Annotated in this window: 13 protein-coding genes; 4 read left to right on the top strand and 9 right to left on the bottom strand. The window is 67.7% G+C overall.

The window, feature by feature from the left end; genetic code table 11:
• The 4 genes from ABCU91_RS06840 to ABCU91_RS06825 are packed head-to-tail and all read right to left on the bottom strand — an operon-like array spanning nucleotide 1 to nucleotide 3,734.
• Nucleotides 1-756: an ABC transporter ATP-binding protein gene (locus ABCU91_RS06840; protein WP_413355282.1), complete on the bottom strand. Its 756-nt coding sequence runs from the start codon at nucleotides 754-756 to the stop codon at nucleotides 1-3.
• Entirely contained in the window at nucleotides 753-1,766 is a 1,014-nt protein-coding gene (locus ABCU91_RS06835) for an iron chelate uptake ABC transporter family permease subunit (RefSeq protein ID WP_413355281.1), read from the bottom strand. Before ABCU91_RS06835 ends, ABCU91_RS06840 begins: the two co-directional genes overlap by 4 nt.
• Complete coding sequence (locus ABCU91_RS06830) at nucleotides 1,759-2,751, bottom strand: ABC transporter permease (protein WP_413355280.1); 993 nt, start codon at nucleotides 2,749-2,751, stop codon at nucleotides 1,759-1,761. The genes ABCU91_RS06835 and ABCU91_RS06830 overlap by 8 nt, the downstream gene beginning before the upstream one ends.
• Nucleotides 2,748-3,734, bottom strand: coding sequence for a siderophore ABC transporter substrate-binding protein (locus ABCU91_RS06825; RefSeq protein WP_413355279.1), 987 nt, complete (start codon nucleotides 3,732-3,734; stop codon nucleotides 2,748-2,750). The genes ABCU91_RS06830 and ABCU91_RS06825 overlap by 4 nt, the downstream gene beginning before the upstream one ends.
• Nucleotides 3,735-3,843: 109 nt before the next feature.
• On the opposite strand from ABCU91_RS06825, the gene ABCU91_RS06820 reads away from it, so the two are divergent.
• The gene (locus ABCU91_RS06820; protein WP_413355278.1) at nucleotides 3,844-4,632 is read left to right on the top strand and encodes a siderophore-interacting protein; all 789 of its coding nucleotides are present in this window, start codon (nucleotides 3,844-3,846) and stop codon (nucleotides 4,630-4,632) included.
• Nucleotides 4,633-4,694: 62 nt separating this feature from the next.
• Here the strand turns inward: ABCU91_RS06820 and ABCU91_RS06815 are convergent, their stop codons facing one another.
• The 4 genes from ABCU91_RS06815 to ABCU91_RS06800 form a co-directional block, all read right to left on the bottom strand.
• The gene (locus ABCU91_RS06815; RefSeq protein ID WP_413355277.1) at nucleotides 4,695-5,642 is read right to left on the bottom strand and encodes a manganese catalase family protein; all 948 of its coding nucleotides are present in this window, start codon (nucleotides 5,640-5,642) and stop codon (nucleotides 4,695-4,697) included.
• 106 nt (nucleotides 5,643-5,748) lie between these two features.
• The gene (locus ABCU91_RS06810) at nucleotides 5,749-6,441 is read right to left on the bottom strand and encodes a glycosyltransferase (protein ID WP_413355275.1); all 693 of its coding nucleotides are present in this window, start codon (nucleotides 6,439-6,441) and stop codon (nucleotides 5,749-5,751) included.
• A gap of 20 nt (nucleotides 6,442-6,461) precedes the next feature.
• A complete protein-coding gene (locus ABCU91_RS06805) occupies nucleotides 6,462-7,814 on the bottom strand; it encodes a PIG-L family deacetylase (protein ID WP_413355273.1) in 1,353 nt (450 codons plus the stop codon).
• Entirely contained in the window at nucleotides 7,808-8,866 is a 1,059-nt protein-coding gene (locus ABCU91_RS06800) for an acyl-CoA dehydrogenase (protein ID WP_413355271.1), read from the bottom strand. The genes ABCU91_RS06805 and ABCU91_RS06800 overlap by 7 nt, the downstream gene beginning before the upstream one ends.
• A gap of 136 nt (nucleotides 8,867-9,002) precedes the next feature.
• On the opposite strand from ABCU91_RS06800, the gene ABCU91_RS06795 reads away from it, so the two are divergent.
• From ABCU91_RS06795 to ABCU91_RS06785, 3 genes are all read left to right on the top strand, one after another.
• Nucleotides 9,003-10,088, top strand: coding sequence for a hypothetical protein (locus ABCU91_RS06795; protein WP_413355270.1), 1,086 nt, complete (start codon nucleotides 9,003-9,005; stop codon nucleotides 10,086-10,088).
• A 64-nt stretch (nucleotides 10,089-10,152) separates the two neighbouring features.
• On the top strand, nucleotides 10,153-10,557 hold the full coding sequence (locus ABCU91_RS06790; protein ID WP_413355269.1) for a VOC family protein: 405 nt from the start codon (nucleotides 10,153-10,155) through the stop codon (nucleotides 10,555-10,557).
• Nucleotides 10,554-10,844, top strand: coding sequence for a winged helix-turn-helix transcriptional regulator (locus ABCU91_RS06785; RefSeq protein WP_413355268.1), 291 nt, complete (start codon nucleotides 10,554-10,556; stop codon nucleotides 10,842-10,844). The genes ABCU91_RS06790 and ABCU91_RS06785 overlap by 4 nt, the downstream gene beginning before the upstream one ends.
• 146 nt (nucleotides 10,845-10,990) lie before the next feature.
• On the opposite strand, the gene ABCU91_RS06780 is transcribed toward ABCU91_RS06785, so the two are convergent.
• Nucleotides 10,991-12,061, bottom strand: a complete 1,071-nt coding sequence (locus tag ABCU91_RS06780; RefSeq protein ID WP_413355267.1) for a DUF2510 domain-containing protein — start codon at nucleotides 12,059-12,061, stop codon at nucleotides 10,991-10,993.
• Nucleotides 12,062-12,420: the final 359 nt, after the last annotated feature.

Here is a 12,420-nt window from a genome sequence, read left to right as displayed (position 1 = left end):
TCAGTAGTACACCGCCAACCGCCCCCGCGGGCCTTCGACAACATCGACCGGCGTATCGAAGATCCCCGTCAACACATCTCCGCGGATGATCTCATCCGGAGTCCCGAACGCAGCAACCCGGCCGTCCTTCATCGCGCACACCCGATCCGCGTAGTGGCCGGCGAAGTTGATGTCATGCAGCACGACGACGATCGTGCGACCCAGCTCGCGCGCCGCGCGCTGCAGGTGGCTCATCATCTGCACGGCGTGCTGGATGTCGAGGTTGTTGAGCGGCTCGTCGAGCAGCACGTACTCCGTGTCCTGCGCGAGCACCATCGCCACGTAGGCACGCTGACGCTGTCCGCCCGACAACTCATCGAGGTAGCGGCCCTCGAGCCCGTCGAGACCCAGGAAGTCGATCGACCGATCGATGACCCGCTCGTCGTCGACCGTGAGCCTTCCTTGCGAATGCGGATATCTCCCGAACCCGACCAGCTGTCGCACCGTCAGACGAGTGACGAAATGGTTCTCCTGCCGGAGGATTGCGACGACCTTCGCGAGCTCGCGCGACTTCACCGCCGCGACGTCGTGTCCCCCCACCGAGATCGACCCGGCGTCGGCGGGCAGCAGACGACCGATCATCGTCAACAGCGTGGACTTGCCGGCGCCGTTCGGCCCGATGAGCGCCGTAATGCCGCTCGCGGGCAGGTCGAGGGTCACGGGGCCGATCGCGACCTCGGTGCTGTAGCGCTTCTCGACGGCGGTGAGAGAGATCACAGGCGTCCCTTTCGGAGCAGGTGGATGAGGAAGAGCGTGCCGCCGACGATCTCGACGATGACGCCGACCGACCCGGCGGCGTAGAAGACGTGCTTGAGCACGACGTACGCACCACCGAGCACGACGAATCCGACGAGCGCGGCGAGCGCGAACATCCGGCGATGGTCGAACGTGTCGGCCAGCTGATAGGTCAGCATCGCGACGAGGAAGCCGAAGAAGGTCATCGGCCCGATCAGCGACGTCGAGACCGCCATGAGGATCGACACCATCAGCAGCGCCAGGATCGAGTCGCGCCGCTGCGACGACCCGAGACTCAGGGCGACCTCGCGTCCCAGCCCGAGCACGTTCAGCCGGCCACCGCCCCACAGCAGCAGCGCTGCTGCGACCACAACGAGCGGAATCGCGATCGGCAGGTGCGTGCCGTCTGCATTCGCGACGCTGCCGATGAGCCGCGCAGTGAGCAGGTCGAACTCGGTGGGCGTCAGCATCCGTTGAAGGAACGTCGAGAACGCGGCGAGCGCACCGCCCAGGATGATGCCGACCAGCAGCATGATCTGCACGTTCGCGTAGCGGCCCGAGAGCAGCCAGCCGTAGAGAACACCCGAGAACGCGAGCATCGCGAGGATCTGCAAGAGATAAGGGCCCGTGCCCTGGACGAGCAGCGCGCCGGCCGCACCGAAGAAGAAGATCGCGGCGGTCGAGATCGCCGTGTAGAGCGACTCGAAGCCCATGATCGACGGCGTCACGATGCGGTTGCCGGTCACGGTCTGGAAGGTGATGGTCGCGATCCCCTGACAGACGGCGACGATCGCGATGACGACGACGCTCGTGACCCGCAGCTGAGCGATCCGCCAGAAGCCGGCGCTGCCCGCGGGGGCAGGGTTGTCCCACGCGAGGATGCCGACGGCCACCACGGCAGAAAGGACCACCAGCAGCGCGACGGTGAGCGCGTAGCGCCGGGCGCGGAGCGCGGTCGGGAAGGCACCCGACAGCGCGACGGTGTCAGCCACGACGACGCTGCCGGAGGAGGAGGGCGATGAACACGATGGCTCCGACCATGGCGAGGATGAGCGAGACGGGCACCTCGAACGGCGCGTTCACGACACGGGCGAGGATGTCGCACACGGTGACGAGCGCGATGCCGCCGAGCGCCACCCAGGGCAGGTTCGAACGCAGGTCGTCGCCCCGGATCAGCGACACGACATTGGGGACGATGAGGCCGAGGAAGGGCAGGTTGCCGACGACGACCGTGACGACACCGGCGGCGAGGGCGATGAGCACGGTGCCGATGAGGACGACGCGCGAATAGTCGATGCCGACATTCGTCGCGACGTCACGTCCGAGACCGGCGATCGTGAAGCGGTCCGCCGTGATGAACACGACGACGACGACGAGCAGGACGATCCAGAGCGGCTCGTACTGTCCCCGCAGGACCGAGGTGAACGACCCGGTGAACCAGGCCGCCATGCTCTGCAGAAGATTCGTCGACAGCGCGATGAAGGTGGACACCGCGCCGACGACGGCTCCGAGCATCATCCCGACGATCGGGACGATGATCGACGACGTCAGCATGACGCGACGCAGGAAGAGGAAGAACAGCATCGTGCCGACGAACGCCATGCCGACCGCACCGATCATCCGGACCATGAGCGGCGCGTCGGGGAAGATCAGCATGACGAGCAGCAGACCCAGGCCCGCCCACTCGGTCGTGCCGGTCGTGGTCGGCTCGACGAACCGATTCTGCGTCAGCTGCTGCATAACGAGCCCGCACATCGCCAGCGCTGCTCCCGCGAGGACGAGCCCCACCGTGCGCGGGATGCGGGTGATCGCGAACATCTCCGCACCGTCGTCTGCGCCGATCACGTCGTAGACGCCGACGAAGAGCGACAGGACCACCAGCCCCCCGACGACGGCGATGCCGCCGACGAGGGGCCAGGTGAGCAGGCGCCCGCGGGAGCGTCGGCCCACCGCGGGCGCCGTCAGAGCGTCGGTCATCGACCTTCGAGCGCGTCGGCCAGGTCGTTGAAGAACTGCGTGTACGTCTCGATGCCCTCGTTCAGGTAGGTGCCCTGCGGCATGTAGACCACGTTGCCCTCGGTCACCGCGGTCACGTTCTTCAGAGCTTCAGAGTTGCTGATCAGGTCGGTGGCGGGCGTGTACGCCTCGTCGGTGTTGACGCTGACCGCGGCATCCCGATCCATCACGAGGATCCAGTCGGGGTTCGACGACGCGACCGCCTCGACCGAGATGTCATCGCCCTGGTGGTCGGTCGACCCCTCGGACTCGAGCGCCGGGGTCAGCCCGAGGATGTCGTACACCGGGCCGAGGGTGCGACCGGTCGTCGGCGCGGCGTAGTTGATCTCGCCGCCCGAGGTGATGAGACCCATCGCCGTCTCGCTCGTGTCGTACGCGGCCTTCACGCGATCGATGGCGGCCTCGAAGTCGGCGACGAGGGTCGCCGCTTCGTCCTGCTTTCCGAAGATCTCGCCGAGGGCGGTGACCTGGCGCTTCAGTTCCGCGTCGAGCGGCTCGCCGTCGCGCGGGTCGAGCTCGACGATGGTGGCGTCCGGCACGAGGGTCTGGAAGTCGCCGTAGTACGTCGAGAAGCGCTGGCCGTTGATGATCAGGTCGGGGTCGGCGGCGACGACGGCTTCGAGGTCGGGCTCGCGGTGGTTGCCGAGGTTGGCGACGTTCGGGTCGTCCTTGAACGACAGCCCGGCAGGGAAGATGTCGAGCGGCGCGCCGACGACCTCGACACCCCAGGAGTCGAGCATCGCGATGGTGCGGTTGTCGGTCGCCACGACGCGCTTCGGCGGCGTCGCGACGGTCTGCTCCCCGTGGTTGTCCTCCACCGTGACGGTCGTCGCCTCCGCCTCGGCGGCGGGTTCGGCCTCGGCTGTCGGGCTCGCGCATCCGGCGAGGATGACGGCTGCGAGCGCGACCAGCGGGGTGGCGGTGAGGGGACGGATGCTGCGCATGTGACTGCTCCTGTCGTCGGAGGCGCGGGCGCGTATGAGCGCGCTGGCGCGTCCGTTCGGAAGGGGATGCCGGACGATCGCCGGTGCGTCTTAGGCTAGCCTTACCTACGTGAGCTCCGTCAAATCCGCCTCCTCCTTCCGCCTCGAGCGGCAGCCGCTCGACCTGACCTTCCGGCGGGCGACGCTCGCCGCCCGGACGTGGGAGACGTCGACGTACGTGCGCGTCCGACTCGAGGGCGACGACCTGCGAGGCTTCACGTCGCTCGGCAGCGACGATCACATGCGACTCTTCTTCCCCGCCGAGGCCACCGACGACCTCGAGGTCATGCGTCAGTCACCGAGCCGCGAGTACACGCCGCTGGCGTGGGATGCCGATGCGGGTTGGCTCGAGGTGGAGTTCGCGGTGCACGGAGACGCTGGCGTCGCGGCCCCGTGGGCGGCGACGGCCCCGCTCGGTTCTGTGATCGGCGTCGGCGGCCCTCGCGGGTCGATGGTGATCGCCGGCCGCCCGGACTCCTGGTTCCTCGCGGGTGACGAGACCGCCGTGCCGGCGATCCGACGCTTCGCGGCGCTGATGGATGAGGATGCCACCGGCCGCGTCCTCATCGAGGTCACCGATGCCGCGCACGAGCTCAGCGTCGCGGCGCCGACCGGCGTGACCGTCGCATTCACCCACCGAGGCGACGCGTCGCCGGGGACGGCCCTGGCGGCTGCGCTCGATGACCTCTCGGAAAGTGAACGCCCGGCCGGCGACGTCTTCGGGTTCGTCGCGGCCGAGCAAGGGATCGTCAAGGCGGGGCGCCGCCTGCTGCTCGAACGGTGGGGCGCGGCATCCGATCAGGTCGTCGTGAAGGGCTACTGGAAGTCGGGCGAAGTCGAGTATCACGCACCGCACTGACGTGCGATCGGTGCCCGGGTAGCTTGCTCACTGCCCGGGCACCGACCGCACGCCGCGAAGCGTTACATGCGGCCGAACGTCGCGTCGATGTCGGCCATCTCCATGGCAGCCGTCGCTTCGATGAGCGCCCGGAGCTCCTTGTCGGCTCCGGGCGAGAACTCCTCGGGCCGCTCCGGCGAGATGGTCATGGGCGAACCCGCGGGTGCCTGCTCACTGGCATCCAGCTGCGTCCCGTCGTTCGACGGCGACGCCCCCTGGAAGATCCGGCCGGCTTCGGACTGATTGCCCAGATCGAACGAGTACTGCTTGCTCTGCAGCCCCAGGTCGACGAGACGCTTGACCTCGGGGAACTGCTCGGCGTTCGTCTTCGGGATCGGGAGCGACGTACGCCAATTCACCCCGAGGGTCTCAAGGGCCTTGGCGTAGGCGTTCTCATGCGCCTGGTCCCGCACGATGAGGTACGAGATCGTGCTGCGCGCTGTCTTGTTGTCGGTCATCTCGTAGAGGCGGCACTTCTGCAGGCGTCCCGTCGACTCGAGCATGAGGTTGTAGAGCAGGTCGAGCACGAGGTTCCCCGAGTTGTAGACGTAGCTGCCCATCCACGGATTGCCCGCGGCATCCACCGGCAGCGCACCCTGCGCACCCACGAGGTAGTGATGAATGTTGCTGTGATCGACGGCGATGCTCAGCGGCGTCGCACCGCCGGCACCCGGCTCGTCGACGGGATCGGTCGGCTTGCCCTTGTACTCGGGTGAGCCGTCGAGCAGACGCGAGATCGTTGTGCCGATGAGCTCGACGTGGCTGATCTCCTCGGTGCCGATGCCCTGGATGAGGTCCTTGTAGGGCTTGCCCGAGGGTCCGCGGAAGTTGATGCTCTGGAACAGGTATTGCATCATCGTGCGCATCTCGCCGAACTGTCCGCCGAGACCCTCCTGCAGCGCGTTCGCGGCGGCGGGATCCGGCTCGTCCTGTGCGATCTCGTTGATGAACTCTTGAACGTGGAAGTACATGGTTCCTCCGGGGGTTGGGGATGCCGACGATCCACCTGTCTCCGCGCCCCGCCGCGCCCCTTGCCGACGTAGATGACACCCGCTACCTTCCGGCCCGTGAGTCGATTCAGCCGACCCCGGCGATGCGTTCGTGGGTCGCGCGGACGAAGGCGGCATATCCTCCCGGCGTCCGTCCCCAGAAGCGGCCGGACGTGACCACCTCGTTCTCGTCCGTCGCGACCACGCGTGCGCCGAGCGACCGCGCCGCGTCGACGAGCTCGACGTCCTCGTGCTGGTCGAGGTCGGCGAATTCCCCCGCAGCGACGTACACCTCGGCACGCAGTCCGAGGTTCGCGCCGTGCGTATTGCCCGCCGGACGGCCTCGCGGGTGCGTCGCCAGCCAGTGCTCCGCGTGCTCGGCGGTGAGGTCCGCGAAATCCGGACGGACGGTGCCGAGGACCACATCTGCTCCCGCGGCGCGCAGGTCGAGCTGATGACTGAGCCAGGTGGCCGGGACGGTCGAGTCTCCATCCGTCGTGCTGATCCACACGTCAGCCGGGGGCGATCGCAGCTCCGCGACGGCTGCCGCCACGCCGACGCGCCGAGCCGTCCCCACGTTCCGCGCGTCGATGTCGATGGTGCGGACCGGCCACAACCGCGCGATCCGGGCCGAGGCATCCGTGCACGCATCGAGGACGACGACCGTCGAGATCCGCACCCCCGTATGGGTTCGCCGGGTGTGCTCGATGGCTGCGGTGAGCGCCGCGAGACAGTCGTCGAGGAGCTCGGCTTCGTTGTGCACCGGGACAACGATCGCCACCGAAGGCACGCCTCTCGCCGTCATGCGACGATCCCCGTCTCGGCAGCGACCGATCGGGCACCCGTGAGCCCGTAGACCTCGAGTACGAAGTCCTCCTCCTCGTGCAGCACCAAGCGGGTGAACCCCGCGGCCGCACGAAGCGCCGCGTGGACGTCGTCACCGGACTGCGGATACTCCGCGACCGGATGCCGCCAGTGGCAGGCGATGAGGTGGCCACCGGCATCCATTGCTCGTCGGATTCGGTCGATGGCGGTGGTCAGGTCCGCGGCATCCCAGTAATAGCCGACCTCCGACAGGACGACGAGGTCGAACGTGCAGGCGGGCCACTCCCCCGGCAGCGCGAGGCGCTCGAGACGCACACCCTCTCGATTGCCGAGGCGACGGCGTGCGATATCGAGCGGAGCGTTCGCGATGTCGACGGCGAGCACCGCGTCGCACCGGTCGGCGAGCGACTCGGTGAGAACACCGGTGGAGCACCCGAGCTCGAGGGCGGACGAATACCGAGCGCGAGGCAGGCTCGCCAGGGCGATGCTGCGTTTGCGCTCCTCGTACCAGCGGGTCTCGAAACCCCACGGATCATCGCCGTTGCGACGGTAGAAGTCCTCGAAGAAGGTCTCCGCCAGACTGCGCTCGGCCGGGCGGACGAAGACCTCGAACAGCCGGTCGAAGTGCGCCTGCATCCCCTCGTGGAGCATCACCTCGTCACCCGGTGCCGCTGAGAGCGGGGCGATCTGACTGCGGTGGCGTTGCGTCGCGGCGCGCTTGAGCGCCACCGTCGCCTCATCGAGCGCGACGATCTCGAGGTCATTCCAGGGCGCGTCGTCCGGCGATCCCCAGTGCCAGAGCCAGATCGGGTACTCCCGCCACGGGATGTCGAGAGCCGAGCACACCTCGGCGGTCACCTCGGCCGCGACTCGATGATCGCGGTGCCCGTCGCCGACCCACGGCACGACGACGAGGCGGGCGCTCTCCCCCTGAAGGAGCGCGCGAAGCGCAGACTCGATCCCGCCGCGGTGGGCGTCCGTGCCGCCGTCCGGGAGCCCGAGGAATTCGACGTCGATCGCCGTGCTCAGTTGATCGAGCGCGTCCGCGACTTCCCGCCGTCGCACCGCGGCGAGTTGCGCCGGCGTGTAGGAGGGCGAGTCGGGATGAGAGCCCTCGCCGTCGGTCGCGATGAGGACCGTGACTTTCGCACCGCGACGAACCGTGCGTGCCATCAGCCCGGCGGCACCGAGCGTCTCGTCATCGGGGTGCGCCGCGACGACGATGAGGTGCTCGAAGGTCTCGTCCACCGCCGGCAGCGTTCGGCCGGCGAACGCCTCGCGCCACACCGCTTCGTCCGTGCCCGGATCACGGTGACTGAAGCTCACCATGAGCCGCGCCCTTCCGCGATGTCGGCGCCGATGCGAGCCAGGTCGCGTTCGCCGTGGTGCTGACGCAGATAGATCTCGAGATCGGCCACCCGGCGGGCGTGCGCCTCGTCGGCCACGAGGGGCAACGGCCCCAGAGCGCGAGCGGATTCGGCGAGCGTCGTCTCGACCGCGTCGGCGACGATGGCCCGGACGCGCGCGGCAAGGGTGGCGGGGTGGGATGCCTGAGGCAGCCCGTTCATCTCTCGAGCCGCCGAGCGGAGGGCGAGCCTGGCTGCCCAGAGCGCGGCATCCACCCGTCCGAGGTGCACCCGCGAAAGCTGGTCGGCGCCGTCGCGTCGTGCGGCGTCGACCAGGGCATCCCGCAGCGGTAGGGCGCCGCCCCACCAGCACGCCGCCACCCCGATACCGCCTGCCGCGAAGCCCGGGCGGCGCAGGTACCACCCCGATTCGCCGACAGGCAAGGCGGGAGCCGCGGCGAAGTCCACCGGCGCGCTCACGACCTGCGGAAGTCCCTTCGCGTGCCACGGCCCCTCATGAGGTGTCACCTCGGGCGTCTGCAACGCCACGGCGAAGAGCCGACGTTCGTCGCCGACCCAGGCCGTGATGAGCGCGTGGCTCAGGTGCTGTGCGAGCGAGCACCATGGCTTGGTCCCCGTCAGCCGCCACCCGGACCCGTCGTCCCACGCTTCGAGCCGCATTCCGGCGCCTTCGGCGGCGAACACGCCCCAGGTGGATTCGGAGTCCGCCTGGATCGACGCGAGGTCCAGGTCGTATCCATCGCGACCGGCCTGATCGAGGATGTCGAGGGCATCGAGGTGAGGTTCGAGGATGCGCGCTGCCCCCACATCCCGAGCCGCGACCGAGGCGAGGAACGACCAGTCGTCGGCGAGAGAACGCTGGCGTCCGCGTGCGGCGCCTGCGCCGACGGCCCAGGCGAGCGTGGCCGCAACGTCCGTCCCGAACCCATCGATCCGGTCGGCCTCATCGAGCGACGCTGCGGCCGCACCGTCGATCCGCCCGGCCGCGTTCGCTGTCGGTGAGTCTTTCCGCATGCCATCCACTCCCGGAGTGTCTCCTCGCCACGCACCCGTCGTTAGAGGCTTGCCATTCCCCCAATCTCTCGGATAACACCCCTAACCGTGGCTCGACGGCTGGCGCCTCACGACTTCGGCCCGGTAGACAGACGTCATGCCCACATCCGTCCGCACCCCCGGCCCTCGCGTCAGCGGCGCGGCGCTCGTCCTCGTCGGTATCGGCGGAGGATTCGGGGCGGGCTGGCTGATCGCGCGTGCGCCGTGGTCGATCCTGGCGGCCGGCCTCTTGACGCTCTCGACGGTCGCTATGGCCATCGGTGTGCTGTGGACGATGCGGCCTAACTGGGACGACAAGACGTGGCCGCCGAGCGGCCGCGACCTGCCGCCCGACATCCGATTGCGGCGAAACTTCCGCATCCTCGGCATCATCCTTCTGACGCCGACGCCGATCATCGTGGCCCTGCTGGTGTGGCTGATCGTCGAGGGATCCGCGACGTGGAACGAGATGCTCCTCCTCGCCCTCCCCGCCGCCACCTACGCGGCCATGGGCGTGTGGGTCCTCCGACGGTCTCGGTGGGACGCGGGTTACGCAGCCTCGTCGGCCACCGGAGATGGACGGCCGGAGCAGCACGGCCCGCAGCGCGAAGAAGACGAATGGCGTGTCGTCGGCGGGCCGCTGAAGGGGACATTCCCGAGCACGGCCACGGTTCCGCTCGTCGTGATGGCGGTGCTCGCGTCTTTCCAGCTGCTGCGCATCGCCGACGAGTTCCCCTGGGGCGGGGTCGTCTGGGCAGCAGTGGTCGCCACCGGCCTCGTTTGCTGGTTGCTGTTCGTCCGCCGCCAGCAGCGCCCGCTCGAGGTCCTTCCGGCGCGGGAAGAGATCCGCTTCCGCGGGCGCATTCTGCGATGGTCCGAGGTTACTCGCGCGGAGTTGTCCGCAGACCCACCGTGGAAAGGAGCTCCGCGCACGCTGATCCTCAGCATCGGGGGCGGCTCGCCCCATCGCGGACGCGTCGTCCTCCGCCGGAAAGGCGATCTCGAGCTCAGCGACGACGAGACGACCCTGCTGGCACGCATCATCGACGCCTCGGCCATCGACTTGCCCCACGACAAAGATGACCCGCGCGGTAGGTTCTCGCGACAGCTCTACCCCAACAACCTCACCAAGGCCGAGGCTGCTGCTGTGGTCGCCGATCCCCCGGGTGCCGATGTGGGCCTGCCGATCTCGGCGCCCGTGTGAGTCTGCACGTCGAGCAGAATCGAGGCCTCTTGACGCCTCACTTGCATTTTGCAAGTATCGCGCCATGAGCCTGTTCATCACCTGCCCGGTCGCCGACGTCGCCCGGGCCACCGCCTTCTACAACGCCATCGGGTGGACCCTCAACGCTGAGATGTCCGACGACAACGTCTCGTGCTTCGCCATCGCCCCCGACCAGTACGTCATGCTCGGCAGCCGCGAGATGTACGCGAGCGTCGGCGGCGTCGAGGAACTGATCGGCGGCCCCGACACTCCGTCCAAAGTCACGGTCTCGTTCGATATGAACAGTCGCGAAGAGGTCGACGCTCTCCTCGAGCGAGCGCGGGCTGCGGGGGCGCGGATCGGCGCCATCGACGACTACCCCTTCATGTACCAGCGGCAGTTCGACGACCTCGACGGCTACCACTACTCGCCGTTCTGGATGAAGCCGGACGCCGACCAGACCCCGTGAGCGACCTCGCCGCCGCACTCGAGGTCGTCGGGGCGCGCTGGGCTCTGCTCATCGTGGAGCAGTTGCTCGAGGGCCCGCAGCGGTACGGCGACCTGCAGCGCCAGCTCGGGGTTCCGACGAACATGCTGGCGACGCGCCTGAAGGAGCTCGAGGCGACCGGGGTGCTGCGCAGACTTCCCCTGAAGCACAACACCCGGGCGTATGTCCTCACCGGCCGCGGACTGGAGCTCGCTGACGCGATCACGGCGCTCGGTCGATGGGGCGCCGGCGTGCCCGATGCCGAGTAGCCGTCAGCCCCCGATGGCGTTCATCCCTCGCGCGGGCGATCGCGTCTGAGAACGGTCCGCCGATCGCACGCGTGAGACGTGTCGGCCACGACCGGCTGACAGGCCTCACGAATACACCGAAGAGCATCCCTCGCGCACCGATGTGATCAGAGGTGCGGGAAAGCCTCTATCTGAGAGTCCAGCGGAACACTCCAGAAGTCGACGTTCCATGCCGCTGTGCCACCCGCCGGCACGCGATCCGTGTAAGTCGTGTCGATCCCCACGATCTTGCCCGCCTTGCGTGCAACGACATCAACTCGCACCATGTCCTGATCTTCGGAGAAGTTCGACGTGACGGTTCCGCTGACGTTCATCCAGTCGTATTCGGACCCCGTCTTCAACTCCCCCATATCGAAGCTCCCTGTTTCGGCTGCTGCCGAATGGGTTGCAGCGTCGGCAGTTGGACCTCGAACCTCAATGCGATCAATCTCGGCTGAACCGATGTCGAAGAAGTTTCCTACGTAAAAGGAAGTACCCGAGAGGATGATCCCGTAAGAGCTGTCTGTGTCGATCAGGACATCGTTGGCGTCGTACGCCTCGACGTCGATTCCTGCGCCAGAGAAGATGTAATCCTTGTTTGGGTTGGTCAGCTCAACGGCATACCACCCCATCCCCGACTCCGTATCGACGCCGAACGCTGTCTCGCCAAGCACAAGCTCCTGGGCGGGTGCGATCGCTGGTTCCGCCTCAGCTGGTTCCTCCTCAGCGGCTGGCGCTTCGGCGACGTTGCCGGAAGCGACCTCCTCAGTAGTGGTGTCGTCAATCGCATCGCCGACGGCCCCTGCAGCAAGAGACACAAAAACGATCACACCGACAATGGTTCCGACAACCGCCAGGATGAGGGCCGCAAGGCCCTGCCACTTGGTCTTTCCCTTTTGGAACAGGGCGACGACTCCGAGAACGAATCCCACAGGCAGGAGTACCCAGCCGACGAAAAGAGCTCCCGGTATACAGGCGAACACCGCGCCTATGACAGAGCAGACAAGAGCCGCAACTCCCAAGATGTTGGTTCGTTTTGCGCTCAGCTCGGGGCGGTCGACCGCTGCCGAAGATGGGGCGGGTCGCACGCTGCTCGTCCAAGCGGTGCCGTCGAAGTATCGCTCGGAGCCGGGATTCGAGGAATCTGGATACCAACCGGGGGCATACGTCGAAGACGACGGCGGGGTGGGGGTAGTCATTTGGTTTCCTCTGCGTCCGTTCTGAATCTTTGGCAAGCCCCAACGCGAGTCGATCGCGTGCTCGGCGAGGGTACCTACAGCAGATTCACTCGCCGATGAACGGCGTCTTTCGCATAAGGCAGGCGCGCATCGGTGCGCTCCGCTCCCCCAAAAGCAGCGTTCCCCCGCCGCTTCCATTCCAGAGCATACTCACAGGATCGAGAGGCGGGCGAACGTGTTTTGCACTGCCGGTGGCTTCAGCGCCCCAGGAAATCTTCCGATGAAAGGGTCGAGCGTGGGCCCGGCCTCCCAGGGCGCGGGTTCTGCCAAGCGGCACAGCTGCGATTCAGAGGAGATCGGAGCGTCAGGCACGGCTTCGC

Source organism: Microbacterium phoenicis, assembly GCF_047302325.1.
In the GTDB taxonomy this organism is placed as follows: domain Bacteria; phylum Actinomycetota; class Actinomycetes; order Actinomycetales; family Microbacteriaceae; genus Microbacterium.
Note: the sequence above shows the minus strand (reverse complement) of the source record. Positions and strands in the feature narration are given on the sequence as shown.

Bases quoted from the DNA above. Each gene is read 5' to 3' on its own strand.
- ABCU91_RS06795 (WP_413355270.1), top strand. From the start codon at position 9,003: ATGCCCACATCCGTCCGCACCCCCGGCCCTCGCGTCAGCGGCGCGGCG.
- ABCU91_RS06800 (WP_413355271.1), bottom strand. From the start codon at position 8,866: ATGCGGAAAGACTCACCGACAGCGAACGCGGCCGGGCGGATCGACGGT.
- ABCU91_RS06790 (WP_413355269.1), top strand. From the start codon at position 10,153: ATGAGCCTGTTCATCACCTGCCCGGTCGCCGACGTCGCCCGGGCCACC.
- ABCU91_RS06830 (WP_413355280.1), bottom strand. From the start codon at position 2,751: ATGACCGACGCTCTGACGGCGCCCGCGGTGGGCCGACGCTCCCGCGGG.
- ABCU91_RS06780 (WP_413355267.1), bottom strand. From the start codon at position 12,061: ATGACTACCCCCACCCCGCCGTCGTCTTCGACGTATGCCCCCGGTTGG.
- ABCU91_RS06815 (WP_413355277.1), bottom strand. From the start codon at position 5,642: ATGTACTTCCACGTTCAAGAGTTCATCAACGAGATCGCACAGGACGAG.
- ABCU91_RS06805 (WP_413355273.1), bottom strand. From the start codon at position 7,814: ATGGTGAGCTTCAGTCACCGTGATCCGGGCACGGACGAAGCGGTGTGG.
- ABCU91_RS06825 (WP_413355279.1), bottom strand. From the start codon at position 3,734: ATGCGCAGCATCCGTCCCCTCACCGCCACCCCGCTGGTCGCGCTCGCA.